Source organism: Nocardia glycosmidis (genome assembly GCF_052545115.1).
Genome location: NZ_JBQWRH010000004.1, coordinates 305,965 through 331,893, shown reverse-complemented (window position 1 = coordinate 331,893; position 25,929 = coordinate 305,965). Strand labels below are relative to the sequence as shown.

At 67.8% G+C, this 25,929-nt stretch carries 26 protein-coding genes; 2 read left to right on the top strand and 24 right to left on the bottom strand.

The window, feature by feature from the left end; translation table 11 throughout:
* Positions 1–20 precede the first annotated feature (20 nt).
* From ACT86A_RS07555 to ruvC, 8 genes are all read right to left on the bottom strand, one after another.
* Positions 21–1,742: an ABC transporter substrate-binding protein gene (locus ACT86A_RS07555; protein WP_445091257.1), complete on the bottom strand. Its 1,722-nt coding sequence runs from the start codon at positions 1,740–1,742 to the stop codon at positions 21–23.
* Positions 1,743–1,764: 22 nt separating this feature from the next.
* A complete protein-coding gene (gene secF / locus ACT86A_RS07550) occupies positions 1,765–3,000 on the bottom strand; it encodes a protein translocase subunit SecF (protein WP_445091256.1) in 1,236 nt (411 codons plus the stop codon).
* Between the two features lie 7 nt (positions 3,001–3,007).
* Entirely contained in the window at positions 3,008–4,663 is a 1,656-nt protein-coding gene (gene secD, locus ACT86A_RS07545) for a protein translocase subunit SecD (protein ID WP_445091255.1), read from the bottom strand.
* A gap of 121 nt (positions 4,664–4,784) precedes the next feature.
* Entirely contained in the window at positions 4,785–5,207 is a 423-nt protein-coding gene (yajC, locus tag ACT86A_RS07540; RefSeq protein ID WP_445091254.1) for a preprotein translocase subunit YajC, read from the bottom strand.
* A gap of 193 nt (positions 5,208–5,400) precedes the next feature.
* On the bottom strand, positions 5,401–5,529 hold the full coding sequence (locus ACT86A_RS07535; protein ID WP_445091253.1) for a hypothetical protein: 129 nt from the start codon (positions 5,527–5,529) through the stop codon (positions 5,401–5,403).
* Positions 5,526–6,608 (bottom strand): Holliday junction branch migration DNA helicase RuvB, encoded by a 1,083-nt coding sequence (ruvB, locus tag ACT86A_RS07530; RefSeq protein WP_445091252.1) that lies wholly within the window; start codon positions 6,606–6,608, stop codon positions 5,526–5,528. Before ruvB ends, ACT86A_RS07535 begins: the two co-directional genes overlap by 4 nt.
* A gap of 6 nt (positions 6,609–6,614) precedes the next feature.
* Positions 6,615–7,229, bottom strand: a complete 615-nt coding sequence (ruvA, locus tag ACT86A_RS07525) for a Holliday junction branch migration protein RuvA (protein WP_445091251.1) — start codon at positions 7,227–7,229, stop codon at positions 6,615–6,617.
* Positions 7,226–7,795 (bottom strand): crossover junction endodeoxyribonuclease RuvC, encoded by a 570-nt coding sequence (gene ruvC / locus ACT86A_RS07520; protein ID WP_445091250.1) that lies wholly within the window; start codon positions 7,793–7,795, stop codon positions 7,226–7,228. Before ruvC ends, ruvA begins: the two co-directional genes overlap by 4 nt.
* 281 nt (positions 7,796–8,076) lie before the next feature.
* Between ruvC and ACT86A_RS07515 the strand changes: the two genes are divergently transcribed.
* Positions 8,077–8,283: a DUF5988 family protein gene (locus ACT86A_RS07515; protein WP_445091249.1), complete on the top strand. Its 207-nt coding sequence runs from the start codon at positions 8,077–8,079 to the stop codon at positions 8,281–8,283.
* A 308-nt stretch (positions 8,284–8,591) separates the two neighbouring features.
* Here the strand turns inward: ACT86A_RS07515 and ACT86A_RS07510 are convergent, their stop codons facing one another.
* From ACT86A_RS07510 to ACT86A_RS07500, 3 genes are all read right to left on the bottom strand, one after another.
* A complete protein-coding gene (locus ACT86A_RS07510) occupies positions 8,592–9,344 on the bottom strand; it encodes a YebC/PmpR family DNA-binding transcriptional regulator (protein WP_445091248.1) in 753 nt (250 codons plus the stop codon).
* Between the two features lie 118 nt (positions 9,345–9,462).
* Positions 9,463–10,113, bottom strand: a complete 651-nt coding sequence (gene pdxT, locus ACT86A_RS07505) for a pyridoxal 5'-phosphate synthase glutaminase subunit PdxT (RefSeq protein ID WP_445091247.1) — start codon at positions 10,111–10,113, stop codon at positions 9,463–9,465.
* A gap of 245 nt (positions 10,114–10,358) precedes the next feature.
* Positions 10,359–11,180 (bottom strand): acyl-CoA thioesterase, encoded by an 822-nt coding sequence (locus ACT86A_RS07500; protein WP_445091246.1) that lies wholly within the window; start codon positions 11,178–11,180, stop codon positions 10,359–10,361.
* A 146-nt stretch (positions 11,181–11,326) separates the two neighbouring features.
* On the opposite strand from ACT86A_RS07500, the gene ACT86A_RS07495 reads away from it, so the two are divergent.
* Complete coding sequence (locus tag ACT86A_RS07495; protein ID WP_445091245.1) at positions 11,327–11,953, top strand: nucleoside/nucleotide kinase family protein; 627 nt, start codon at positions 11,327–11,329, stop codon at positions 11,951–11,953.
* Positions 11,954–11,967: 14 nt separating this feature from the next.
* Here the strand turns inward: ACT86A_RS07495 and ACT86A_RS07490 are convergent, their stop codons facing one another.
* From ACT86A_RS07490 to ACT86A_RS07430, 13 genes are all read right to left on the bottom strand, one after another.
* Positions 11,968–12,453: a WKL family lipoprotein gene (locus ACT86A_RS07490; protein ID WP_445091244.1), complete on the bottom strand. Its 486-nt coding sequence runs from the start codon at positions 12,451–12,453 to the stop codon at positions 11,968–11,970.
* 261 nt (positions 12,454–12,714) lie between these two features.
* On the bottom strand, positions 12,715–12,957 hold the full coding sequence (locus ACT86A_RS07485; protein ID WP_445091243.1) for a hypothetical protein: 243 nt from the start codon (positions 12,955–12,957) through the stop codon (positions 12,715–12,717).
* A 38-nt stretch (positions 12,958–12,995) separates the two neighbouring features.
* The gene (pdxS, locus tag ACT86A_RS07480; RefSeq protein WP_445091242.1) at positions 12,996–13,916 is read right to left on the bottom strand and encodes a pyridoxal 5'-phosphate synthase lyase subunit PdxS; all 921 of its coding nucleotides are present in this window, start codon (positions 13,914–13,916) and stop codon (positions 12,996–12,998) included.
* A 402-nt stretch (positions 13,917–14,318) separates the two neighbouring features.
* On the bottom strand, positions 14,319–15,362 hold the full coding sequence (locus tag ACT86A_RS07475) for an NUDIX hydrolase (RefSeq protein ID WP_445091342.1): 1,044 nt from the start codon (positions 15,360–15,362) through the stop codon (positions 14,319–14,321).
* The gene (locus tag ACT86A_RS07470; RefSeq protein ID WP_445091241.1) at positions 15,362–16,486 is read right to left on the bottom strand and encodes a glycosyltransferase family 4 protein; all 1,125 of its coding nucleotides are present in this window, start codon (positions 16,484–16,486) and stop codon (positions 15,362–15,364) included. Before ACT86A_RS07470 ends, ACT86A_RS07475 begins: the two co-directional genes overlap by 1 nt.
* On the bottom strand, positions 16,483–17,466 hold the full coding sequence (locus ACT86A_RS07465; RefSeq protein ID WP_445091240.1) for a phosphatidylinositol mannoside acyltransferase: 984 nt from the start codon (positions 17,464–17,466) through the stop codon (positions 16,483–16,485). Before ACT86A_RS07465 ends, ACT86A_RS07470 begins: the two co-directional genes overlap by 4 nt.
* A 161-nt stretch (positions 17,467–17,627) precedes the next feature.
* Complete coding sequence (pgsA, locus tag ACT86A_RS07460) at positions 17,628–18,323, bottom strand: phosphatidylinositol phosphate synthase (RefSeq protein WP_445091239.1); 696 nt, start codon at positions 18,321–18,323, stop codon at positions 17,628–17,630.
* 23 nt (positions 18,324–18,346) lie between these two features.
* Positions 18,347–18,946, bottom strand: a complete 600-nt coding sequence (locus ACT86A_RS07455) for an ATP adenylyltransferase (protein WP_445091238.1) — start codon at positions 18,944–18,946, stop codon at positions 18,347–18,349.
* 64 nt (positions 18,947–19,010) lie between these two features.
* Complete coding sequence (gene thrS / locus ACT86A_RS07450; RefSeq protein WP_445091237.1) at positions 19,011–21,074, bottom strand: threonine--tRNA ligase; 2,064 nt, start codon at positions 21,072–21,074, stop codon at positions 19,011–19,013.
* A 270-nt stretch (positions 21,075–21,344) separates the two neighbouring features.
* Positions 21,345–21,980, bottom strand: coding sequence for a (2Fe-2S)-binding protein (locus ACT86A_RS07445; protein WP_445091236.1), 636 nt, complete (start codon positions 21,978–21,980; stop codon positions 21,345–21,347).
* Positions 21,953–22,384 (bottom strand): TIGR02611 family protein, encoded by a 432-nt coding sequence (locus ACT86A_RS07440; protein ID WP_445091235.1) that lies wholly within the window; start codon positions 22,382–22,384, stop codon positions 21,953–21,955. Before ACT86A_RS07440 ends, ACT86A_RS07445 begins: the two co-directional genes overlap by 28 nt.
* Positions 22,385–22,489: 105 nt before the next feature.
* The gene (locus tag ACT86A_RS07435; protein ID WP_445091234.1) at positions 22,490–24,739 is read right to left on the bottom strand and encodes a SulP family inorganic anion transporter; all 2,250 of its coding nucleotides are present in this window, start codon (positions 24,737–24,739) and stop codon (positions 22,490–22,492) included.
* 1,046 nt (positions 24,740–25,785) lie between these two features.
* Positions 25,786–25,914: a hypothetical protein gene (locus ACT86A_RS07430; protein WP_445091233.1), complete on the bottom strand. Its 129-nt coding sequence runs from the start codon at positions 25,912–25,914 to the stop codon at positions 25,786–25,788.
* Positions 25,915–25,929: the final 15 nt, after the last annotated feature.

Below are 25,929 nucleotides of genomic sequence, written 5' to 3'. Positions count from 1 at the left end.
TCACATCACCACACCGTCTGTCACCGCTCGAACACCCACCGGTCCATGTTCCAGCCCGCCCCGGCCTGGGTAGGGGCGGCTATCCCGTTGCGCAGCCCTTTGCCGAAGGCGATCGTGCGCGGAGTCGCGAACAACGGAATGCTCGGGAGCTCAGCCCACAGCAGGCTTTCGGCCTCGGTGAGCAGATTCAGCTGTGTGGCCGAGTTTCCGTCGGCCGCAAGCTGCTCGGTGATCGCATCGTAGCGGCCATTGCCGAACCGCCCGACATTGAGCCCGCTACCGGTGCGCAACGCGCTGGTCGCGGCCACCCCGTCGAGCGAGCCGGCCGGACCGGGCACCGCGGCGGTGCTGCCGAGGATCGCGTCGACTTTGCCCTCGGTGAGCCGCGACGGCGTTAAATCGGGCGCGCCGGCGTCCACCACGGTGATGCCCGCGGGCTTGCAGGCGTCGGCGATCATGGTGACGGTTTGTGCGCGGCGGTCATCCGGAGCCAGATAGCCGATCCGCACGGTCGGGTTCGGCGCACCGGATGCGGCGACAGCCTTGGTGGCGTTCGCCACATCACCGCCGGAGTACTTGTCGGCCGCACCGATGACCGCTGGATAGAGCAGCGAATCCTGTTGGACGATATGGGCGTTCAGCGGGCCGGAGCCGAGCCCGGATTTCGGCGCGTCCGCGACCTTGCCGAGTTTGTCGAACAGGGCCTGCCGCGGCAGGCACAACGCGAACGCACGGCGTGCCTGAACCGAGGCGAACACTCCGCCGGTCGACAGGGTCAACTGCTCAGCGCCCCGCCCCGGAAAGTTTTGCACCGAAAAGCCCTTCAGATCAAGGTCTTTCACCGAGCCGGTGCCGATGTCGACCACGCCGATGGCGTTCTGGCCGAGCTTTTGCTTCAGGTCGAAGGTCTTGGGCCACACCACGATACGCCCCGTCGCAGGCTTGTTGCCCCACCAGCGCTCGTTGGCGACCAGCACCAAACCATCCTCCCGGCTGAAGGATTCGATGCGGTAGGGCCCCGACGCCGGGAACCGGACCATATCCAGCCGGCCGTCGGCCGGGATGGTCCAGCCCGTGTTCCAGAACTCCGCGAGCCTGCCGACAGCGTTCGGATCACCGGTCTGCAACGCCGACACCACGTTCGGCACGTTCGCCACCTGCGCCGCGACGTGCGCGGGCAACAACTCGCCCGCCGTGAACAGGGTGCGCCACGGCAGGTAGTGCCGGCCGGGCCGGAAGACCACCGTGGCATCCCGCGACCCGGGCTGGCACTCGACCCGTTCGATGGCGTCGTAGCCGGCGGTGCTCGCGGCATCGAACAGTGGAACCGGGCCGCGGTCACCGGGTTTGGTGAACCGTCCGCTGCGAGCCGCCCAAGCCAGCACCAAGTCGTCGCACGAGGTCGGGACGCCGTCGGAGTACACGCCGTCCGGGTTGAGGCGATACTGGATGGTCTGCGACTCGCCGGGTACTTCCTTGGCGGTGCCGAAATCTGTGTCGGCGACCTGCTGACCGTCCGGACCGGTGTAGAAGAACCCGGTGAGCACCCGGGAGAACACCGCGCCGGAGCCGGAACTCGCCCCGAGCGTGCTACCGCCGTTGTAACTGGCGATGGTGGCGTCGATCGCATAGCCGATCGAGGGAACCTGGCTCGGGCTGGAGCAGCCCACCACCACTGCGGCGGCCATCGTGCCCGCGGCGAGTGCCCCGATCAGTCGTACCGCCGTGCGTGGCTGTCGCATGAAACCCCTGTCTCGTGGGTGGTCAGTGCCGCCTCTTGTGCCGCTTTCCGCTCGGTCGCGCACCCGGCCGTGGCGCCTGCCCGGCCGGACGCTGTCGGCGCGGCGTTTCGGCGAAATCCCGGCCCGCCGCCATGCTCGCCCTGCGCTCGGCCGCGGCACCCGCGCGGGCGCCCGCCGCCCCGGCGCGCTTGGCCAAGACCTTCTTCGTGTGCGCCGCAACCGGTCCCCAGCGCTCCTTGATCGAGACCAGCAGCGGCGTCGCGAAGAAGATCGAGGAGTACGTGCCGACCAGCAGGCCGACCAACTGCACCAGCGCCAGGTCCTTGAGGGTACCGACACCGAGCATCCAGACCGCGATCACCATCAAACCGACAATCGGCAGAATACCGATCAGCGCGGTGTTGATCGAGCGCATCAGCGTCTGGTTCACCGCCAGGTTGGCCTGCTCGCCATAGGTGCGCCTGGTCAGGTGCAGGATGCCGCGGGTGTTCTCCTCGACCTTGTCGAACACGACGACCGAGTCGTAGAGCGAGAAGCCGAGAATGGTCAGGATGCCGATCACCGTCGCCGGCGTGACCTCTAATCCGACGATCGAATACACGCCCGCCGTGACGGTGACGTCGAAGGCCAGCGCGGCGAGCGCGGCGAGCGCCATGTGCGTCTCGAAGCGGATCGCGATGTAGGCCGCGACGAGCACGAGGAACACCGCCAGCGCGATGAGCGCCTTGCGGGTGACCTGGCCGCCCCAGGTCTCGCTGACGTCGGAGGTGCTGATCGCGGCGAGGTTCGGCTTTCCGCTGGAGTCCTTCGGCTGGAATTTACCGAACAGCGCGTTGTTCAACGCCTCTACTTGCTGCTGGTTCAGCGCCTCGGAACGAATCAGCATGGTGGCCGAGCCGCCGGTGCCGACGGTCTGCACCGACACCGGGTCGGTGCCGATCGCGCCGCGGTAGACGTCCTCGACCTGGCTCGTGGTCGCGTCCCCGGCCGGGAACTGGATGCGCGAACCGCCTTGGAAGTCGATGCCGAAGTTGAAGCCCCGGAAGATCATGCTGCCCAACGAGATCAGCACGATGACGGCGGTGATGAAGTACCACATCCGCCGCCTTCCGATGACGTCGACGGCGCCGGTGCCGGTGTAGAGGCGGTTGAAGAAGCTGTGCCGGGGTGGCTGCGGCTCGGTGACCGCCGCGAAGATATCGGTGATCTCGGCCGCGCTCGCCTTGTCGAGCGAGCGAGTGGTGTGACTGTTGGTCATCGCTTCCTCACGCTTTCCCGAGGGCGGCCTCGGCCGCCTTACGCTCGCGGGCGACCTGCTGAATCGCGCCGAGGCCGTTCACCGACGGTTTGGACCAGAACGCCGTCCGCGACGCGAGCAACACCAGCGGCGAGGTCACCAGGAACACCACGACGATGTCGAGGATGGTGGTCAGGCCAAGGGTGAACGCGAAGCCCTTCACCTGTCCGACGGCCAGGATGTAGAGCACGGCCGCGGCGAGGAAGCTGACCGCGTTACCGGACAGGATGGTCCGGCGGGCACGCTGCCAACCGCGCGGCGTAGCGGAACGGAAGCTGCGGCCCTCGCGCATCTCGTCCTTGATGCGTTCGAAGAACACCACGAACGAGTCGGCGGTCATGCCGATGCCGATGATCAGGCCGGCGATGCCGGCGAGGTCGAGGGTGAAGCCGATCCAGCGGCCGAGCAGCACCATGATGCCGTAGACGGCGAGGCCCGAGGCCACCAGCGACAAGCCGGTGACCAGACCCAGCATGCGGTAGTACGCCAGGCAGTAGAGCAACACCACCACCAAGCCGATCGCACCGGCGAGCAGGCCCGCCTTCAGCGAGGACAAACCCAGTGTCGCGGACACCGTCTCGGCCTCGGAGGTCTGGAACGACAGCGGCAACGAGCCGTACTTCAGCGTGTTGGCCAACTCCTTGGCCGTCGTCGCGGTGAAGTTGCCCGAGATCTGAGTGCGACCGCCCTGCTGCGGTCCCTGTTGCACGACGGGCGCGCTGACCACCTTGGAATCGAGCACGAAAGCGACCCGCTTGTAGACGTACTCGCCGGTGAGCGCGGCCCACGCGTCGCTGCCGCCGGACTTGAAGTCCAGGTAGACCTCATGCCTGGCCTGCTGCTGGTTCAGACCCGAAGTGGCATCCTTGATCTCTTGGCCGTCGATCCGGCTGCGATCCAAGAGAAACACCTCGGTGCCGTCGGTCGAGCAGGTGACCAGCGGAAGGGCCGGGTCGTCGTTACCGACGAGTGGATCGGCCTTCGCGCAATCCAGCATCGCCAACGCGGTCTGCTGCACGGTCGGATCGCTGCTCTGCCGCAGCGCTTTGGCCGCCTGAATTTCCTTGGTGGCCGCTTCGGTGGGCGTCAGGTTCGGATCGGCCGGTGGCTGGGTCGGCCCCTGCGCCGGGAACACGCGCTGTTGCGGAGCGGGGGTGGGCTCCGGTGCCTGCGGCGTGGTCGGCTGGGCCGCGGGCGCGGGTTGCGTACCCGGCGTGGCCTGCGGCGTCGCACCGCGTCCCGCGGCGGGTACGGCTTGCAGCACCGGACGGATGTAGAGCTTGGCGGTCGTCGCCAGCGCGCGCGCCTGCTGTCCGTCGTCACCCGGCACGGTGATCACGATATTGTCGCCATCGATGACGACCTCGGACCCACCGACACCGAGTCCGTTGACTCGGTTCTCGATGATGTCCTGCGCCTTCTTCAGGCTGTCCTGGTTCGGCCTGCTGCCATCCGGCGTGCGTGCGGACAGCGTGACCCGGGTGCCACCCTGCAGGTCGATGCCGAGCTTCGGCGTCGGGGACTTGTCACCGGTGAACAACACCAGCGCATAGACCACGGCCAGCAGCACGGCGTAGACGCCGAGCAGCCGCAGCGGGTGCACCGATCCCTGGGAAGGTGGCACAGTACGTCATCTCCTAGGCAGGAAGTCGAGGATGGAACATGCGGGCACGGGCCAGCGACGCCGGGTGCGCGGAACGGGCAAGCCGCGGCGACATCCGGCGGGCGCGGCACGACCGGAAGAATCAGTCCTTGGTCAGCCGGGTCTCGGTCTGCGCGGCGGATTCCTCGATGGTGCCGGTCGCGGCCGAGCTGTCGGAGCCGTTGGCGCCGGCGGCGGTCTCCTCGGTGCGCACAGCGTCGTCGGTGCTCACAGCGTCGTCGGTGCTCACAGCGTCGTCGGTGCTCACAGCGTCTTCGACGCGGACCTCACGGATCGCCTGGCGCAGCCACGTGGTGACGACGTCCTCGGCGATTTCGAGGTCGACTGTGGTGTCGTCGAGTTCGACCACGGTGCCGTACAGACCTGACGTGGTGATGACCTGGTCGCCGATCTTCAGGTTTTCCTGCATGCCCGCGACCTTCTCGGCCTCCCGCTTCTGACGGCGGACACCGAGGAACATCGGTACGAGCAGGGCTACCAGCAGCAGTGGAAACAGCAGTTCCATCGTCGAAGTCAGTCCCTAGTGTTGTGGGTGGGATGGGCAGGTACCCACACAGTCTGCCAGTTCGCTGCGCGGGTGCCACACCCGCACACCCGCTGGGCCAGCTACAACAGCTGATCACGCACCCGCCCCGGACGCCCGAATACGTGCGAAATGGGTACGACGTGGGTCTGGCTGGGCCGGCATGGCGCCGCCGTCAGTCGGCCTTGCCGTAGACGTAATCGTCGCCGTAGACGTAATCGTCCAAGGCAAGCTTACCGGCGCTGCGCAACCGCCACCGACCACCCGCACACTCGGGCGCCGATGTGAGCCGGCCCCGGATCATTCGAAAAGGTCGAGGGTCGGGTGCGGCTCGCGGCCACGCACTTCGATCGAGCCGAAGACCAGGTCAGCGGGCGGAACCAGACCGAGATGCGCCCAGGCCGCCGCGGTGGCGACCCGGCCGCGCGGGGTGCGCGCGATCATGCCCGCGCGTACCAGAAAGGGTTCGCACACTTCCTCGACCGTGGCGGCCTCCTCGCCTACCGCCACGGCCAGGGTGGATACGCCGACCGGGCCGCCGCCGAAACCGCGGACCAACGCGCCGAGTACCGCGCGGTCGAGGCGGTCCAGACCCAGCACGTCCACGTCGTAGACCTCGAGCGCGGCCTGTGCGATAGGCCGGGTGATCCGGCCGTCGGCGCGGACCTCCGCGTAGTCGCGCACGCGGCGCAGCAGACGGTTGGCGATCCGGGGCGTGCCCCGCGAGCGGCCCGCGATCTCCGCCGCCGCGGCCTCCTCGATACCGACGCCGAGGATGTGTGCCGAACGCTGCAGGATGCGCAGCAGTTCACCGGGCTCGTAGAAGTCCATATGGCCGGTGAAACCGAAGCGGTCGCGCAGCGGGCCGGTCAGCGCACCCGACCTCGTGGTGGCACCGACCAAGGTGAACGGCGCGATGTCCAGCGGAATCGAGGTCGCGCCCGGCCCCTTACCGACGACCACGTCGACCCGGAAGTCCTCCATCGCCAGGTACAGCATCTCTTCGGCGGGCCTGGCGATGCGGTGGATCTCATCGATGAACAGCACGTCGCCTTCGACGAGGTTGCTGAGCATGGCCGCGAGGTCACCGGCCCGTTCCAGCGCCGGTCCCGAGGTGATCCGCAAAGCGGTGCCGAGTTCCGCGGCGATGATCATGGCCATACTCGTCTTGCCGAGCCCGGGCGGACCGGACAGCAGGACGTGATCCGGGGTGCCGCCGCGCTGTTTGGCACCACGCAACACCAGCGCGAGCTGTTCGCGAACCCGGAGTTGGCCGATGAAGTCGTCCAGCGACTTCGGGCGCAGGCTCGCTTCGATCTCGCCGTCGGACTTCACATAGCCCGGGTCGAGCGGGGATTCGGCGGGTTGCTCGGGATGATCCATGACGATCTACCGGTTCCTGCCGAGCAGGCCGAGCGCGGCCCGCAGGGTGGCGGAGGTATCGGCGGCATCGGCAGCGGGTTGGTCGGCCAGCACCGCGTCGACCGCCTGCTCGGCCTGCTTGGCGGCGAAGCCGAGACCGATGAGCGCCTCGGCGACCTGATCGCGCACCGGTGTGCGCACCGCGGCGGGCGCCGAGCCGGGTGGACCGGCGGGCGCCGGGACGAGATCCACCTTGTCGCGCAGTTCCACCACCATGCGCTCGGCACCGCGTTTGCCGATGCCGGGCACCCTGGTCAGAGCTGCCACGTTGCTTTCGGCGAGCGCCTTGCGCAGCGCCTCGGGTTCGAGCACGGCCAGCACCGCCATCGCGAGGCGAGGACCGACGCCGGACACGGTTTGCAGCAGGCCGAACAGCTCACGGGCTTCGGTGTCGGCGAAACCGTAGAGCGTCATCGAGTCCTCGCGAACGATCATCGCGGTGTAGAGCCTGGTTTCCGCACCGCGGGTGAGTCCGGCCAGCGTGGACGGCGTGGCGATGAGCCGGTAGCCGACCCCGGCCGCCTCGATCACCGCGTGGTCGAGGGCGATCTCCAGCACCTCACCGCGAAGCGACGCGATCACCTGTGCACCGCCTTCCGTTGTTCGGCCAGCCGTTCCCGGTACCGTCGTTGTGCCTCGGCCGCCTTGGCCTCGGCCGCCGCCATCCGCTCCAGCAGCGGCGCCCGCCAACAATGGCAGATGGCCAGCGCGAGCGCATCCGCCGCGTCCGCCGGTTTGGGCGCGGCCGCCAAGCCGAGAATGCGGGTGACCATAGCGGTGACCTGCTTCTTGTCGGCGGCGCCGTTACCGGTGACCGCGGCCTTCACCTCGCTGGGTGTGTGGAACGCGACCGGGATCCCGCGGCGCACCGCGGCCAGCGCGATCACTCCACCCGCCTGCGCGGTGCCCATGGCGGTACGGACATTGCGCTGGGCGAAGACACGTTCGATCGCCACGGCCCCTGGTGCGTGGATGTCCATCCACCGTTCGGCGGCATCGGCGACCGCGAGCAGGCGCTCGGCCAGCTCCATATCGCCTGGAGTGCGGACCACGCCGACATCGAGGGCGGTGACCTGCCGCCCCGACCCGCCTTCGACGATGCTGAGGCCGCAGCGGGTGAGTCCGGGGTCGACGCCCATCACCCGCACGACAACCCCTCTCGCAGACGCGAACAACTGTTCGAGAGTCTAGCGGAGGCCGGCTCTTTCGCGGCCGTCGACACGCGCCGCTGTCCGCCGATCGCGCATCGTCCCTGGCAGCCCGAGCTATTCGGGATGACGCGCTCAGATCTCCTCCATCGCCGCAACAGCCGCGCGCCGGCCGTCGAAGAACACGCTTTGGGCGATATCGGCCACACTCTGGGCAAATCGGTACGCACCGCGCCCTGAATCTGCCACGATCCGGGCCGTCCCGCTTCTACCATCCGAGAATGAGCAATGTTGCCAAGGCTGTCCTCGAGGGTGGGCCGCAAGATTTGCCCACACGCATCGTGCCGATCACCCCGCCGGGGGTCGAGCTGAAGGTCCCGTTCCGGGGCGGATACGAGCATTTCAAGGTCACCCTACGAGAGCAGGACACCCCTGAGGGACGGCTGCGCGTATATGAGTGGTGCGATCGCACCAAGATCGCGGAGTAGGCCACGCCCTCCCCGCCGGCGGTGGCGACGCGCCGACCGGCAGGGAAGGCCTGAGCGAAATCGCGTCGCAACCACCGCGTCGGCCGGTGCGTCTCGGCAATCGACGAGCACGGATCCTGGCGGCTCGATCCGGTCCTGAGCGAGTTGACGGTGCCACCCGGCTCTGCTCACCACCGGCTCTGCTCACCGCACCCTCTGCTCACCGATGCCTGGAGCGCCCGTATCCCGCAGATCGTCCCGCGCGCACCGACCGCCCCGATTCAGCCGCGTACTTACGCGATGCGGAAGTACGACACGCCGCCGATCGACTAGTCGTCGAGCAGAGCGAGCACCTCGTCCGAGATATCGACGTTGGTGTAGACGTTCTGCACGTCATCGCTGTCTTCGAGGGCGTCGACCAGCTTGATCACCTTGCGCGCGGCGTCGGCGTCGACCGCGACCGACACCGAGGGCTGGAAACCGGACTCGGCGGAGTCATAGTCGATCCCGGCACCCTGCAACGCGGTGCGCACGGCGATCAGATCGCTGGGCTCGCTGATGATCTCGAACGACTCGCCGAGATCGTTGACCTCCTCGGCGCCCGCATCCAGCACCGCCAGCAGCACGTCGTCCTCGGACAGACCGTTCTTCTCCAAGGTGACGACGCCCTTGCGGTGGAACAGATAGGCGACCGAGCCCGGGTCGGCCATGTTGCCGCCGTTGCGGGTCATCGCGACTCGGACCTCGCCCGCGGCACGGTTGCGGTTGTCGGTGAGGCACTCGATCAGCACGGCGACGCCATTGGGTCCGTAACCCTCGTACATGATCGTCTGCCAGTCGGCGCCGCCGGCTTCTTCGCCGCCTCCGCGCTTGCGGGCGCGCTCGATGTTGTCGTTGGGTACCGACGACTTCTTCGCCTTCTGGATGGCGTCGTACAGCGTCGGGTTGCCATCCGGGTCACCACCACCGGTCCGGGCCGCCACCTCGATGTTCTTGATCAGCTTCGCGAAAAGCTTGCCGCGCTTCGCGTCGATCGCAGCCTTCTTGTGCTTGGTGGTGGCCCATTTGGAGTGGCCGCTCATTCCCTACTTCCTTCAGGTCGATGGCAGATCTGGTGGTGTGTACGGTACCGGCACCGCCGGGCGGACAACTTCCCCAGCCTACTCGGGCGCCCGCGCCGCCCGCGCAAAGCGTCTTCCGCTAAGCGGCCCGGACCAGGTCGACGAACATTCGGTGCACCCGCAGATCGCCGGTCACCTCGGGATGGAACGACGTCGCGAGGACTTTGCCCTGCCGCACCGCCACGATCCGGCCCGCCGCCGGGCCGTGCGGCACGGTGGCGAGCACGTCGACACCCTCGCCCACCCGCTCGACCCACGGCGCGCGGATGAACACCGCCCGCACCGGACCATCGGTCACTCCGGCGAAGGGCAGGTCGGTCTCGAACGAATCGACTTGCCGGCCGAAGGCGTTGCGACGCACCGTCATATCGATCCCGGACAGGTGCTGGGCGTCCGGACGGGTGTCGAGCACCTCCGAGGCGAGCAGGATCATCCCCGCACAGGAGCCGAAGGCCGGCATCCCGTCGCGCAGCCGCGCGCGCAGCGGCTCCAGCAGTTCGAAGGCCTCCAGCAGCTTGCTGATCGCGGTCGACTCGCCGCCGGGCAGCACCAGCGCGTCCACCGCGCCGAGCTCGGACTCGCGCCGAACCAGCACGGGCCGCGCACCGCACCGCTCGAGCGCCGCGACATGTTCCCGGACGTCGCCCTGCAACGCGAGTACGCCGATGGTGGGACCCGACCGGGCCGAGCCGGTGTCGGCAGTAGGTGCGGCGACCGAGGTAGCGTTCACGCCGGAAAGCTTACGAGTCGTACCGATGTGGGCCTGCGCACGGTTGCCATGCGTGCTCCGGGGCGCCGAGCGAGCTCGCGAAAGCGACCTGTGCTGCCCCGAGCTCTGGAGTGCGACCCTCGGTTGGCGCGCCACCCGAGTCCACGGCGATTCATTGGCGACGGCGGTTCACTGCGACGGCGAGTCAATGCGACAGCGACGCGTGCGCGTCAGGGATACGCGGCATACGACGAGACGTGCGACGCTCAGCTCTCACGCAGAGTACGGATGAGTCCTTCCTGGACGACGGCGGCGACGAGGGTGCCGTCGCGGGTGAAGATCTTGCCGCCGGTCAGCGCCCGGCCGAAACCGGCGGACGGGGAAGCCTGGTCGTAGAGCAGCCACTCATCGGCGCGGAACGGGCGCAGAAACCACATCGCGTGGTCGAGTGAAGCGTTCTGCGTCTCCTCGTCGGGGTGGATGACCTTCGACGAACCGAGCAGCGTCATATCGCTCATGTACGCGAGCGTGCACACGTGCACCAGCCGGTCGTCGGGCAGCGGGTGCCGGTAGCGGAACCACACCTGCTGCTGGGACACCACACCGTCGCGGCGGACCACGCTCTCTTGCGGAACCATTCGAATGTCCCAGTGCTCCCACTCGCGCATCACCCACAGCCGCTCAGGGCTCATGGCGATTTTCGCGTCGGGCACATCCTCCGGCGCCGGCACCTCGGGCATGCGGTCCTGATGCTCGGGACCCTGGTCACCGACGTGGAACGAGGCCGACATGGTGAAGATGGCCGCGCCGTCCTGGATGCCGGTCACCCGGCGGGTGCAGAAAGAGCGTCCGTCCCGGATGCGCTCGACCTGATAGACCGTGCGTTCCTGCGGATTGCCCGGCCGCAGGAAATATCCGTGCAGTGAGTGGACCTGGAATCGTGGTTCCACCGTCCGTACCGCGGAGACAAGTGCCTGGCCGGCGACCTGACCACCGAACGTGCGTGGGAGCTGGCTGTCAGTGGACGCGCCACGGAAGATGTCCCGCTCGAGCCGCTCTATCTCCAGCGCCTCTTCAATTGTCGCCATCCGGTGAGACTAACGCGGGTGCTGATGGCTGTGTTCTGGGGATACTTGGCGGTCTGGGGATACTTGGCGGTCTGCGGCCACCTGGCACACCCGGCAACAGCCGCGGCTCTCCACACCCGGCCCGCGTGGTTTGCTGAGATGGACCGGTGCCCCATTTTCAGCCGATCACCGTCGACAACCTCATCGAGTTGGTGATCCGCCCGGCCCTGACCACACGTTCCCACCTGGTGTTCGCGGTCGACGCCGCGGACGCCGCACAGCCCGTCGCGTTCGCCGACCGGATCGCCACCGCGCTGCGCGCCGCGGGCCGCTGCGCCGACGTCGTCTCGCTGCACGACTACGTGCGCCCCGCGTCGCTGCGGATGGAGTTCGGCCGGACCGACGAGATGTCTTATCGCACAGCATGGTTCGACTATCCGGCGATGCGCCGCGAGGTGGTCGAGGCGCTCCGCGAGCACGGTCGGTGGCTGCCCGCACTGTGGGATGAAGCCACCGATCGCTCGGCACGCGCGGCGATTCGCACGGCACCGCCCGCTACCACGATCGTGGTGGCGGGGCCGATGCTCTCCGGTCGCCACCTCGCCGCCGACGTGACCGTGCGCCTGGACCTCTCCGAGGCCGCGCTGCGCCGCGCCACCCCGGCCGACGAGCAGTGGACCATTCCCGCACTACGGCGACACGATGCCGAGAACCCCGAGACACCGACGTTCTTCGTTCGGTGGGATCATCCGGATCGCCCCGCGCTCCGAGTCGACGGAAAGGATGCGAGGTAGGCTCCAAGGGCGGCTCAGGCCACGCAGGCCGGGGACTGCTGGTTCAGGTTGGCCAGTGCCTGGCAGGCCCATGCCTTCTGGACCTTCCACTTGCCGGCGTCCAGCACGAAGGGCACATCGACCTGGTTCTGCTGCCCGTTGACGGTGAACTCGGCCTGCGCGGTGACGCTGTCGCCGAAGGCGGTGACTCCGGTGACCACGACCGTGGCGTTGGCCTGCCGGAACGCCTCGGCCAAGCGGTTCGGCAGGCTGGGATCGGCCTCGATGCCCTGCACGAGCTCGAGCTTTTCATCGCTCGGTACGGCGGGATCGAGCGCGCGCTGCAGCAGAGCGTTGAGTTCATCGACGGTGGGCGGAGCAGGCGCGGTCGCTGAGGCGCTGGTGGTACGGGTCGGTGTGCGCGAGCCGCTCGTGTCGTCGCTGCCGCAGGCTGCCAGGCTGAGGGCGGCGGCCACTGCCAAGCCCGCGAATGCGATGCGTCCGGTCTTACGAAGCTTCAACTGTTCGTCCTTTGCGCTCGGAGGATCCCCCGACGAGGAGAGGGCACGAGACGGCCGTGGGCCATCGAATGGCGAAGCTACTGGGCGTGATTGTGGAGACCCTGAGACTACTTTCTGGCCGCCGTGAGAGTTGGACAGCCGACGCCGACACGCGGGTCGGCTGCCAGGGACAGTTCATCGGCCGGCACGACGACCGGCGGCAAGGACCGCGAGACGGCGCGCCCATGCAACAATCGCGCAACCAATCTGCGGATCTGCCGCTCACGCCGAACCGAGCCGGATCACATCGGGCCGGGACGCCAAGAGCGCGAGCACCTGCGGGGTCGCCGAGCCGTACCCGAGCACCCTGGCCGACGGCGCCCGCAGCAGCGAAGCACGCAGGTTCGCCGCAGATTCACGCCGTCGGCAGGTGATCGACTGGTTGCGGGTGGCCGTCGGAACGGACGATCGCTCCGCGGCCCGGCGCAGCGGCAACCGCGCCGCCAGGACCACGAAGCGTCGCACCTGCCGCAGTTCCGCGCGGCGTCGCTAACGGCCCGCGATCACCAACCGCGCTCGGCCAACCGGTGCGGCTGCGCGATCTCCTCGACATTGATGCCGACCATTGCCTCGCCCAAGCCGCGCGACACCTTCGCCAGCACGTCCGGGTCGTCGTAGAACGTGGTGGCCTTGACGATCGCGGCCGCACGCTGCGCCGGGTTGCCGGACTTGAAGATGCCCGAACCCACGAACACGCCCTCGGCGCCGAGCTGCATCATCATCGCGGCGTCGGCGGGGGTGGCGATACCACCCGCGGTGAACAACACGACCGGCAGCTTGCCGGTCTCGGCAATCTCACGGACCAGCTCGTACGGCGCCTGCAGCTCCTTCGCCGCGACGAACAGCTCGTCTTCGGGCAGCGACGACAGCCTGCGGATCTCCTGGCGGATCTGGCGCATATGCGTGGTGGCGTTGGACACGTCACCGGTGCCCGCCTCACCTTTCGAGCGAATCATTGCCGCGCCCTCGGTGATACGGCGCAGCGCCTCCCCCAGATTCGTGGCGCCGCAGACGAACGGCACGGTGAAGTTCCACTTATCGATGTGGTTGGCGTAGTCGGCCGGGGTGAGCACCTCGGACTCGTCGATGTAGTCGACGCCGAGACTCTGCAGGATCTGTGCCTCCACGAAGTGACCGATGCGGACCTTCGCCATGACCGGAATGGAGACCGCGGCGATGATGCCCTCGATCATGTCCGGATCACTCATCCGGGAAACGCCGCCCTGCGCACGGATGTCGGCCGGGACGCGCTCCAATGCCATGACCGCGACTGCGCCGGCGTCCTCGGCGATCTTGGCCTGCTCCGGCGTGACGACATCCATGATCACCCCGCCCTTGAGCATCTCGGCCATGCCGCGCTTCACGCGGGCGGTACCGACGGTCTGGGTGGTCTCGGGCGTGGTCACGGCAAACTCCTGTGTCATGTGCGCCAATCGGGTGATCGGATTCGAACGCCACGATTCTAGGCGGCCGCGAAAAGCCACTTGATAGCCAGTCGGAGTGCACTGGCCTGGTCCGACCTTGCCAGACGGCCTACGCCGGGAGCGGGCGGGCGCGTCGTCCCGGCGCGGCATTTCTCACAGCGGGCCGACCACCAGCAACTGCGCCCAGTACTGCGCGGCTACCGGGCCGAGCAGCGGCGACAGAAAATCGAACAGCAGGTACGACATGGACCAACTCCCTCCACAAGCCGAGCAGGCGGCCACCCTTCCGGGGACCACGGCGCCGAATTCATCCGCGTCCGCAAACAGCACTACCCTCCGGCGCCCAGATTCATCGCGACGGTATCACGATCGTGAAACACAACACACGCGTTGCGGGGCCGGTCAGCGGATGGAGCGGACTTCGGGGTCGGTGCTGCCCACCGCGGCTTCGGCGGCTTCGGCAAGCAGTTCGTCGAGATGATATGGGTAGACCGTTTCACCACTGCGGTCCAGCGCGACGATGTCGGCGGCCGTGCACCATTTGTGACCGGTGATGGAGCGGCGTTCGATCGCGGTCTGGTTCGCGGCGTGCGGTTCGAACCCGCGCAGGCGCAACGCGAAGAACAGCTCTTCGGAGCGGATCAGCTCACCGTTGAAGGGGAATACCGCCACTCGCCGCCAGATCGGGCCACGCAAGGCGGTCGGGTCGACGCGGTGTCCGGTCTCCTCGTAGAGTTCCCGCACCGCCGCGACGCGCAGGCTCTCCCCCGGCTCCACCCCGCCGCCGACGGTGAACCAGAACGACGCCTCCGGTGTCTGGGGGTCGTTGCCGCGCATCAGCAGGGTCCGTCCGTTCTCGTCGAACAGCACGATGCGCGCGGTGGTGCGGATGGTGTCGACGGCGAGGCCGGTGGACGCGGCGGGCGTGGCTCGTTCGGTGATCTCGAAGTAGGACGGTAGCGGGGCGGTACCGCCGAGGTGCAGGACGCGCACGGGGCGGCGGGTGCGCAGTGTGAGGGTGTCGCGCACGGCGTCGTTGTGGAAGCGGCGCGCGATGAGCACCCTGGCCTCGGCGTCCGCCAGTTCGGCAACCAGTTGTGGACGCAGCATGTCGATGTCGACTGCCGACAGCACGGCGGACAGCCGGTTCTCCACCGTCTCCCGGTCGGCCCGGCCGGCCCGCTCGGCGCGGTCCGCCAGCGCCGACAGATGCCGGGCCTGCTCGGACAACCGCGGATCGGATACCGGACCCGCGATGGCCATGGCGACCGCCCTGGCCACCACCGCCCGGCGCGCCAAGGCGGCGTCGAGTGCCTGCCAGGACAGATCGGAGCGCACATGCAGCCGGTCGAGCCGGTTGGCGGTCGAGTACGCCCATAGGCCGATCGCGATGACGACGGCGGCGACCAGCGCAAGGATGAGAACGGCCGTCGCGGAGAACGTGATCATCCGGCAGCCCGCACCCTCGCGTCGCCCACCGTCACCGTCTCGTACACGCGCAGGATCTGCTCGGCCACCACGGGCCAGTCGTACTCGCCCACCACCTGGGTCGCGGTGTGCACCAGCGCCTCCCTGCGTACGTCGTCGGTGAGCACGGTGTGCAGCGCGGCAGCCAGTGCCGCGGCATCGCCCACCGGAACGAGCAGGCCGGCGGTGCCGTCACGCAAGACCCGGCGGAACGCATCCAGTTCACTGGCCACCACAGGCGTGCCCGCGGCCATCGCCTCGATCAGGATGATGCCGAAACTCTCGCCACCCAGGTTCGGTGCGACATAGACGTCCGCGCTCCGCATCGCCGTAGCCTTCTCCTCATCGGACACCTGGCCGAGGAAGCGTAAATGCCCGGACAGCCCGCCCGCCTCACGGCGCAGCCGATCTTCGTCTCCGCGGCCCACGATGAGGATCTCGACGTCGGGGTGTCTGCGCACCAGATCGGGAAGCGCGGCGAGCAAGACCTCCATCCCCTTGCGCGGCTCGTCGTAGCGGCCCAGGAACAGCACCGTCCCACCCGCACGGGGATAGCCGGGCAGCATCGGCGCCCTCGCGAAGGTGGGGACGTCGACACCGTTGGGGATCTCCACCGCGTCCGAGCCCAGCGCCTCCACCTGCCAGCGCCGCGCCAGCTCGGATACCGCGATTCGGCCGGCGATCTTCTCGTGATACGGCCGCAGCACCCCTTGAAAAGTGCTCAGTACCAGGGATTTCGTTGTCGAGGTGTGAAAGGTCGCGACGATCGGTCCCTCGGCGATCTTCAGTGCGAGCATGGACAGACTCGGCGCGTTGGGCTCGTGGATGTGCAGCACGTCGAAATCGTTGCCGTCGATCCATCGGCGAATCCTGGTGTAGGCCATGGGCCCGAACGACAACCGCGCCACCGATCCGTTGTACGGGATGGCGACCGCGCGCCCCGCCGACACCACGAACTCCGGCAGCGGCGTGCCGTCTGCAGCGGGTGCCAGCACGCTCACCTTGTGTCCACGTTCGATGAACACCCGAGCCAGCTCGACCACATGCGCCTGCACTCCGCCGGGGACGTCGAACGAATACGGGCAGACCATGCCGATCTTCATGTGGCTATGTCCCCCCGCTCGGCGTCCCCCTGCTCGGCCCGGATGCTCGCCTGCGCGGCGGCGATCATGGCTCGCCGCCGCGGCGACAGATCGCTTTCCCACAGCGGTTGCAGCATGTGCCAATCCGCCGGATGCTCGGCGATATTCGCCGCGAAGCGGTCCGCCAGGCGCTGGGTGACTGCCGCGACGCCACCGGAGACATCCAGCGCTGTTTCGGTTTTGAGACCCCAATTCTCGCGCCCGTCGGCATCGACCTCGAACCACGCGTGCACGGGTATCAGCGCGGCGCCGGTCTCGATGGCCAGCTTCGCCGCACCGGCGGGCATCCAGGTGCGCTCACCGAAGAACTGAACGGGAACGCCTTTACCGGTGAGGTCACGTTCACCCATCAGGCAGACGATCTTGTTCTGTCGTAGGCGCGCCGCCAGCTGCCCGAACGGCGGCTGCTCACCACCGGTCAGCGGGAACACTTCGAATCCGAGGCTCTCCCGGTAGGCGACGAACCGCTCGAACAGCGATTCCGGCTTCAGTCGCTCGGCCACGGTGGTCGGATTGCCGTAGTGGTGCACCAACCAGACGCCGGCCATATCCCAGTTACCCGAGTGCGGCAGGACCAAGATCACACCGTTTCCCGCGGCCAGCGCGGCGTCCAGATTCGGCAATCCGTCGACGAAGTAGTCGATCGCGGAATGGTCCATCGTCGGCAGCCGGAACGCCTCGCGCCAATAGCGGGCGTACGATCGCATGCCTGCGCGCATCAGGTCGTCCGGCACATCGGCGGGGAGCACCCCCAGGACCCGGGCCAGGTTGCGCCGCAACTGATTCGGCGCACCGCCCGCGTGAAATTCCCGGTTCGCGCGCTCGGCGAGCCGATCGCCGCCCCAGTCGAACAGGCGCCGGGCCGCCGACTCCGGCAACGCGCGCACCAGCCGCCAGCCCGCCGCGTATCCGGCGGCACCGAGTCGCTCCCTGATGCTCATGCCGTGTCCTCTCGCGCATGAGCAGAGCTCCGCATGGTCGCGCCGCACTCGGCGGTGTCCATTGTCCGCTCGCCGCGCTCACTCATGCGTATTTCCCGCTGCGCGCACGAACTCCGCGGTACGGCGGTCCGGGCGCGACCGTCGACAGCGTCCGGGTGCGGTCACGACGGGAGCCCTGCGGCGCCGGCGGTTCCCGTGCTCGAATTTCGCGGCTGACCGGCCGGCAGCACAGTTCGTGCCCCTGGCGAATTGCGCACCGCCAGCACTCGCTGGACGACGGTGACGATGCTGAGTAACGCGAGAACCCACATGGCCACGTGGACGGCGTAGGTGAGCCATTCGATGCCCCAGTACTCGCCGATACCGGTGAGACCGGCGCCGACCAGCACAATGATCAGACGGTCCGGCCGTTCGATGAGACCGCCGTCGGCGGACAGCCCGCTGGCCTCCGCGCGCGCCTTCGCGTAGGAGATCACCTGCGAGGTCACCAGGACGACGAGCGTCGCGACGAACAGCGGTTTGTGCTGCTCGTGGTAGACCGCCCACCAGGCAAGCCCCCCGAAGATGGCGCCGTCGGCGAGACGGTCGCAGGTGGCGTCCAGGACCGCGCCGAATTTCGTGCCGCCGCCCCGCGCCCTGGCCATGGCGCCGTCCAGCATGTCGAACATGACGAACAACCAGATCACCATGGTTCCCCAGAACAGATGTCCGGTCGGGAACAGCGTGACCGCGGCGGCGATGGAGGCGGCCGTACCGATCAACGTCATGACATCAGGAGTAAGTCCCGTGCCGACCAGCGCCCGGCCCAGCGGCGCCGTCGCCTTCGCGAACGCTTCGCGGCCGCGGAAACTCAGCACGGCCGACCCGCCCGGTCGCTCATCTACGCCTCCTTCCAGGCCGCAGCGAGCATCGCCCTCGTTTCCCGCAACAACTGCGGCATCACCTTCGCCCCACCGATGACGGTGATGAAGTTCGCGTCACCGCCCCAGCGCGGAACGATGTGCTGGTGCAGGTGGTCGGCCAGCGAACCGCCGGCCACCCCGCCGAGGTTCAACCCGACGTTGAAGCCGTGCGGACGGGACACCTTCTTCGTCACCCGGATCGCCTGCTGGGTGAAGGCCATCAGTTCGGCGCACTCGGCCTCGGTGAGGTCCTCCAGGTTGGCCACCTTGCGGTAGGGCACCACCATCATGTGCCCGGGGTTGTACGGGTACAGATTGAGCACCGCGTACACCAGTTCGCCCCGGGCGATCACCAATCCGTCCTCGTCGGACATCTTGGGAATATCGGTGAACGGATGACCCGTCGAATCCTTGGGACCGGTGGCCGACTCCGCGATGTAGGACATCCGGTAGGGCGTCCACAAGCGCAGCAGACGATCCGGATCCCCCGCGCCGGTGTCCACGATTTCGCTCCGTTCGGCCGATGTGGCGGTCCCGTCCAGATCGGCCAGCCCATCCGGCACCGTACGCTCGGTCATGCAGTGTCCTTTCGGGCAAGGCCCTGCGTGGTCACGCTCCGCTGCCGTATCCCGGCCTGACCGCTCATGCCCCGCCCTTGTTCGCGGATCGAATCTCGAAACCTTCGGCCGTCGGCGACGGGTTCTGCCGGTCGGCGATCCACGCGACGATGGTAGTCACCGCATCGTCCACCGGCACACCGTTGACCTGGGTGCCGTCGCGGAAACGGAAGCTCACGGCGTTCGCGTTCACGTCACGCTCACCGGCGAGCAGCATGAACGGAACCTTTTGCGCGACGTTGTTGAAGATCTTCTTCTGCATCCGGTCGTCGCTGCGGTCCACCTGAGCGCGCACGCCCTCGTCCCGCAATCGCTCGATCACCCGATCCAGGTGCGGGACAAAGGTTTCCGCCACCGGGATGCCGACGACCTGTACCGGCGACAGCCACGCCGGGAAGGCACCAGCGTAGTGCTCGGTGAGCACGCCGAAGAAGCGCTCGATCGAGCCGAACAGGGCCCGGTGGATCATCACCGGCCGCTTCTTGGTGCCGTCGGAGGCGGTGTACTCCAGCTCGAACAGTTCCGGCTCGAAGAAGTCGAGCTGAATGGTCGACATCTGCCAGTTGCGCCCCAGCGCGTCCTTGGCCTGCACCGAGATCTTCGGACCGTAGAAGGCGGCCCCACCCGGATCGGGCACCAGCTGCAAGCCGGATGCCTCGGCGACCCGCGCGAGAGTCGCGGTGGCCTCTTCCCAGACCTCGTTCGAGCCGACGTACTTCTTCGGGTCCTTGGTGGACAGCTCCAGGTAGAAGTCGTCCAGGCCGTAGTCCTTCAGCAGGTCGAGCACGAACTGCAGGATGCTGGTGAGTTCCTCGGTCACCTGCTCCTGGGTGCAGTAGATGTGCGAATCGTCCTGGGTCATGCCGCGCACCCTGGTGAGGCCGTGCACCACGCCGGACTTCTCGTAGCGGTAGACGGAGCCGAATTCGAACAGCCGCAGCGGCAGTTCCCGGTACGACCGGCCCCGGGACCGGAAGATCAGGTTGTGCATCGGGCAGTTCATCGGCTTGACGTAGTAGTCCTGGCCGGGCTTGCGTACGGTGCCGTCCTCGTTGAGCTCCGCGTCCAGGTGCATGGGCGGGAACATGCCGTCGGCGTACCAGTCCAGGTGCTTGGAGACCTCGAACAGGTGCCCCTTGGTGATGTGCGGGGTATTGACGAACTCGTAGCCCGCGTCGACGTGCCGCCGCCGCGAGTAATCCTCCAATTCCTTCCGGATGATGCCACCCTTCGGGTGGAACACCGGAAGGCCGGAACCGAGCTCGTCGGGGAAGCTGAACAGGTCCAGCTCCGAACCGAGCTTGCGGTGGTCACGGCGCTCGGCCTCGGCGAGCAGGTGCAGGTGCTCGTCGAGCGCCTCCTGGGATTCCCACGCGGTGCCGTAGATGCGCTGCAGATCCTCCCGGTTCTGGTCGCCGCGCCAGTAGGCCGCGGAGCTGCGGGTCAGCTTGAACGCCGGAATGAACTTGGTGGTCGGGATGTGCGGGCCCCGGCACAGATCGCCCCAGATCTTCTCCCCGCTGCGTGGGTCCAGGTTGTCGTAGATCGTCAGCTCGTTGCCGCCGACCTCCATCACCTCCGGGTCGTCGATGCCGGACTTGTCGCTGATCAGCTCCAGCTTGAACGGCTCCTTGGCCAGCTCGACCCTGGCGTCCTCCACCTCGACCACCCGGCGGGAGAACCGCTGCGCGCCTTTGACGATCTTCTTCATCCGGGATTCGAGTTTGGCGAGGTCCTCCGGGGTGAACGGCCGGTCGACCCGGAAGTCGTAGTAGAAGCCGTCGGTGATGTAGGGCCCGATGCCCAGCTTCGCCTCCGGAAACTCCTGTTGCACGGCTTGGGCCAGGACGTGCGCGGTGGAGTGCCGGATGACGTTGCGGCCGTCGTCGCTGTTCGCGGCCACCGGCTCCACCTCGGTATCGGCGTCCGGGGTCCAGGACAGGTCCTTCAGCTCGCCACCCACCCGGACGACGACGACCGTGTCCGGGCCCTTGGTCGGCAATCCCGCCTCGCGCACCGCGGCGCCCGCCGTCGTCCCGGCCGGCACCCGGACGAGGGCGACTGGGCTGATGGGCGCTGAAGTGGTCACGGCTGCGCTCTCCTTGGCGTTCTCGTGCGCGGGAGGGGTCCCGCGAAATCGTGGCCGATCGCGTGTTCGCTCCGGCGCGACCATGCTACTGTGCGGCCCCGCCTCTGCGGACCTCGAGGCTCCCCCGTCGCCCCGGGTCTTCGGGCCGAACCAGCCAGGTACGCGGGAATTGCGTACAGGCCCCGGGTCGGGTGGCCATCGGGGTGCCGAGTCCGACCGGCGAGTTGCGCATGTTCTCGCGAGATCAGTTGCCACGTCGGCGGAATTCCCTCAGCTCTGCGCGGCGAGTTCCGCGAGCAGTGCGTGTCGTTCGGCGCCCGGCCGTTTCGGGCAGCTGGTGCACATCGCGCAGCCGGGGACCTCGAACACCAGACAGCAGGAGATGCGCCGGACGAAGGTGCGTTTGCCGATCCGGACGAACCTCGGTGCCGGAAGTTTGCCGCCGATCTCGGCGGCCAGCCGGGCGCCGGCGTCCGCTGAACCGGCATCCAGAGCACGATTGCCGATGGCGTCGGCGACTATCGCCCACAGTGCGGGGACGCCCGCTCCTGACACCTCGGCGAGCGGCGCGATCACGGCGGCGAGCGTGTCGCGCACGGCGGCTACCTGGTCCACCTGCCCGCTACCCGCGCGGATGCGTACCCGCTCGATACCCCCGTCCGGGCGCACTTCACAATCAAGCTGGTCGAGTGCTGCTTCGGAGGCCTGTTCGTCGTGCGCGTACGCCCGCGCGATCTGCTCCACCAGCGCGGAGGCGAGCATGCACCACCACAGCGTGCCGGCGATGCGCGGCGACGTGGTCCCCCACGAGTGACCCATCTCCGCGATACGCGCGGCCAGCCACTCCGGTCGGGTCAGTGTCCGACCCGGGACAGTGGTCACCGCTGCAGGGGGCCGCGCAGCCATTCCCATTCGACTCCGATCCAACTACCCACGATCCCGAAGGTTCCCAATGCCCAGAGCGTTGCGACGACCAATGCGGCGGTGGCGACCGCGGCGAACACCCGCGTGACCGGGCCCTGGGCGCGGTACCAGTCCATACCCTGCCGGTACCGGTCCCGCAACCACCCCAGTGCCCCACGCGCCCAAGCGAATTCGGTAGCGAGGATGCCGAGGCCGGCGAAAACGATCGCCCAGCCGGGACCGGGATACGGGATAGCCAGAATGCCGACCGTGAGCACGGCGACACCGACCACCGCGACCCCGATCCGGTAGGCGAGGTACAGCGTAGGTCGGCGAGCGAGCCCCGACCGGAAGGCATGCCAACCGCTGCGACGATCGGTCGAGCTCGATTCCAGATCCGCGGTCACCTCTTCAGGGTACGGGCGATCCGGCACACCGATTTCGCTCCCACGCGACCGCCTGCCACGATCCCGCCCGGGCTGCACGCCCGGGCGGGATCATCCGTCCGTCGATCACACGAGTTCGGCGGTCCGCCGGCGTGCCGCGTCGTCGATATGCGCGATCCCGTCCACCGTCACCGCGATGACCTGGGCACTGGCGATGTCGAAGAACAGACCCGACACCGTGACATCGCGCTCGGCGACCGCCTTGCGCACCGCGGGGTGGCGTTCCAGCATCTCCAACTGCACCGCGACATTCACCATGCCGAGCTGGTCGACCGCGCCGAAACCAGCCTCCTGCGCCGCGACCGCCACGGGATGCCCGGCGTGGAACCGCTCCAAGCTGGGCTGGGCATGCGTGAGCCAGGCGTCCACGCCGGGAACCTCAGCCCCGGAGTGCAGCGCCGCCATTGCTCCACAAGAGGAGTGCCCGCACACCACGACCGATCGGACGTTCAGCTCCTCCAACGCGAACACCAATGCCGCCTCGACCGACGCGTCCCCCGCGGCGGGCACCAGATTACCGACGTTGCGCACGGTGAACAGGTCGCCGGGTCCACTGTTGGTAATGATGTTCGGCACGATTCGCGAATCCGAGCAGGTCAGGAAGAACGAATCCGGGTCCTGCTTGTCGCGCAGCTCGTCCAGATGCGGCCGGACGACGTGCGCGTGACTGCGGTGGTAGGCCGCGACGCCCGCCGCGACCGGGTTTTCGTGTCCCTCGTCGCGTCGCCAGGGGCCGAGAATGTCATCCCAGACCGATCGGGCGAAGCTGCGCGCGGGTGGCCGCGCCGCGGCGTGGGCCATCCTGGCACCGCCGATCTCCACGAAATCGACGCTGCCGCCGTGGCTGCGCTGCTGGCGCGCGAACTCCTCGATAGCCTCGAACGCGGCGTGATCGAGGTAGTCGACCGTCATCTCCACGGTGACGTCGGCGCCCGCGGGGATCTTCGCGAACTGCGCCGAGAGCTTCGGCAGTGCGAGGAAAGTGGCCGAGCCGTCGATGGTGACCAGCCAGCGCCGCGTGCCGGGGACCGACTCGGCGCTGATCACCACCCGGACCACCCGCCACAGCAGCAGGCCGAAGGCCAGCCCCAAACCGATCAGCACACCCTCGAGCAGGTTCAAGAACACCACGCCGAGCACTGTGACGGCGTACACGAGCAGATCTCCGGTGCGCCGGGCCAGTTTGATATGGGCGAGCTTGACCAGCTGGCTGCCGATCACGATGAGCAGCCCGGCCAGCGCGGCCTTCGGGATCTGCTGCACCACCGAGACCAGCGCCACCGAGAACACCAGAATCCAGATGCCGTGCAGCACCGCGGAGGCCCGGCTGCGCGCGCCCGCCTGCACGTTCGTCGCACTGCGCACGATCACCCCGGTGACCGGCAGACCGCCGAGCAGGCCGGAGAGCATGTTGGCCGAGCCCTGTCCGATCAACTCACGGTCGAAGTCGGTCCGCTTGCCGGAGTGCATCTTGTCGACGGCTACCGCGGACAGCAGGCTCTCCACGCTGGCGATCAGCGCGATGGTGACGATGGCCAGCGCCAGAGCCGACCAGTCTCCGCTGGGCAGTGCGGGCAGGCCGATCGCGTCGAACAGCGAGCCGTTCAGCACGATGCGTTCGGCGTCGATCGGCAGCACCAGGGACAGCACGGTGCCCGCGAGGACCGCCACCAGTGGGCCCGGTACCACGCGGACCTTGGCGGGCAGGTACTTCCAGCCGATCAGGATCGCGATCACGACCACGCCGATGAACGCACCGCCGCCGTGCAGTGACATCAGCTGCCCGGGCAGCTCGAGGACGTTTCGCCAGGCAGAACTGTGCGAGGAACCACCGAGCAGCACATGGATCTGCTGCAGCGCGATGGTGATGCCGATACCGGCGAGCATCGCGTGCACCACAACCGGCGCCACCGCCAACGCCGCCCTGGCCACCCGGCTGAGACCGAAGAGGATCTGCAGCGCGCCAGCGGCAAAAACGATGAAACACGTTGTTCGCCAGCCGAATTGGTTGATCGTTTCGGCCATCACCACGGTGAGGCCGGCAGCAGGGCCGCTCACCTGCAGGACCGAACCTCCGAGCAGTCCGGCGACAATGCCACCGATCACGGCGGCGATCAGCCCGGCGGCGACCGGAGCTCCGGAGGCGACGGCGATGCCTAGCGAAAGCGGTAGTGCGACAAGAAAAACCACGATCGAGGCGGGCAGATCGTGGCGGAGGATGCCGGAGAAACGGCCGGACAGAGGCCCGAAACCGCGTCCCCGGCGCGTCGCTGTGGGGGTTGACAGTGGGGGAGCTAAATCGTGATCGATAGCCATGACTCTCCTTCGCCGACTCGGCTCTTCGCCGAGGTCGGTTGACGATCAACATGTCCAGCAGGGCACAAGACCGCGAACCGGCGTCTCGCGGTGAAGCAGTCCCGACACGGCTTTGTGTCGAGATGTAAACGGGAGCAATTGTATTAGTAAAGACTTAGCAAAGGCTGAGAACCTTGGGCGGCCTGCGTCGGCCCACTTCCCGCTCGCTGCAGTGACGGTGATCTACCGCACAGCAATCCCTACCGGCTTCAGCGGTTCTGCATTCACCGCGATCTGAGCGATGCCACCGACGACGGGTGCGGTCGCGAGATCGAAGGCCGATCCGGCCCGCTGGACCGAACCTCCGTTCCATCCAGCGACCGCGCGAACGGCGACGGCGATGCTCGGCACTGAAAGCCGCCGCGGCGCCTGATGAAAGAGAAAGGGCGACAAGGCAGCCCATGGACATGGGCGGCGAATCAGCACGGCAGATTCCAGCCGGGCCATGGATTGCACCGGCATGCAGCGACGTCCGTGGCGTGGTGTCGGTGTCGGTGTCGGTGTCGGTGGACATATTCTCTCCTTCGCCGGGCTGGGACCCGGTTCATCGGTCAAACATGTTCTTGGCATCGAAATCGAGCGGCGAGCGAATACCGGACCCCTCCGCAACTCGGAGGCGACCATGGCGCGAAGCTCAGAACCATAGTAAAGACTTCGCAAAACTTTTGGAAAGATCAACCGGCACCACGGCGCCAACTGGCGCCTATTTGTGATCCAGGACACAGTAGACCAAGGCTCCATGAGCGGCTGAACTGCCCAATGCCCGGCCTCGGTGATCACTCTGACGACCGGCACTTGCGCGTCGAGGACCATGGCGAGCAGTTACTCGGCGCCGTCCAGGTGGCGAAAGCGACATCGTCGGGGACCACGGCCTCCCGGCAGCGGCCTTGGTCGTCGGACCGCGATTTCGGTAGCGGAACACCCGATCGATCAGCTTCCAACTCTTACCCGCCGCGTACGCGCAAACATGCCGGTCAATGGAGTCACATGGCACGCCGTGGTCTACGTCACCGGCTCCGGTAGGCGATTGACCATGAGCGGATCCGAGACGGGATCAGCGCGAACGTCAGGCGCTCCAGCCGGCCACCGAGATCGGCGTCCACGCGCACGAGAATCGCTCCCTGTCGGTAGTTCATCTGCCTACTCGTCGT

Bases quoted from the DNA above. Each gene is read 5' to 3' on its own strand.
- ACT86A_RS07555 (WP_445091257.1), bottom strand. From the start codon at position 1,742: ATGCGACAGCCACGCACGGCGGTACGACTGATCGGGGCACTCGCCGCG.
- secF (WP_445091256.1), bottom strand. From the start codon at position 3,000: ATGACCAACAGTCACACCACTCGCTCGCTCGACAAGGCGAGCGCGGCC.
- yajC (WP_445091254.1), bottom strand. From the start codon at position 5,207: ATGGAACTGCTGTTTCCACTGCTGCTGGTAGCCCTGCTCGTACCGATG.
- ACT86A_RS07535 (WP_445091253.1), bottom strand. From the start codon at position 5,529: ATGATCCGGGGCCGGCTCACATCGGCGCCCGAGTGTGCGGGTGGTCGG.
- ruvB (WP_445091252.1), bottom strand. From the start codon at position 6,608: ATGGATCATCCCGAGCAACCCGCCGAATCCCCGCTCGACCCGGGCTAT.
- ACT86A_RS07515 (WP_445091249.1), top strand. From the start codon at position 8,077: ATGAGCAATGTTGCCAAGGCTGTCCTCGAGGGTGGGCCGCAAGATTTG.
- ACT86A_RS07510 (WP_445091248.1), bottom strand. From the start codon at position 9,344: ATGAGCGGCCACTCCAAATGGGCCACCACCAAGCACAAGAAGGCTGCG.
- ACT86A_RS07500 (WP_445091246.1), bottom strand. From the start codon at position 11,180: ATGGCGACAATTGAAGAGGCGCTGGAGATAGAGCGGCTCGAGCGGGAC.
- pdxS (WP_445091242.1), bottom strand. From the start codon at position 13,916: ATGACACAGGAGTTTGCCGTGACCACGCCCGAGACCACCCAGACCGTC.
- ACT86A_RS07470 (WP_445091241.1), bottom strand. From the start codon at position 16,486: ATGAAGATCGGCATGGTCTGCCCGTATTCGTTCGACGTCCCCGGCGGA.
- ACT86A_RS07465 (WP_445091240.1), bottom strand. From the start codon at position 17,466: ATGAGCATCAGGGAGCGACTCGGTGCCGCCGGATACGCGGCGGGCTGG.
- ACT86A_RS07455 (WP_445091238.1), bottom strand. From the start codon at position 18,946: ATGACCGAGCGTACGGTGCCGGATGGGCTGGCCGATCTGGACGGGACC.
- ACT86A_RS07445 (WP_445091236.1), bottom strand. From the start codon at position 21,980: ATGGCTGCGCGGCCCCCTGCAGCGGTGACCACTGTCCCGGGTCGGACA.
- ACT86A_RS07435 (WP_445091234.1), bottom strand. From the start codon at position 24,739: ATGGCTATCGATCACGATTTAGCTCCCCCACTGTCAACCCCCACAGCG.
- ACT86A_RS07430 (WP_445091233.1), bottom strand. From the start codon at position 25,914: ATGAACTACCGACAGGGAGCGATTCTCGTGCGCGTGGACGCCGATCTC.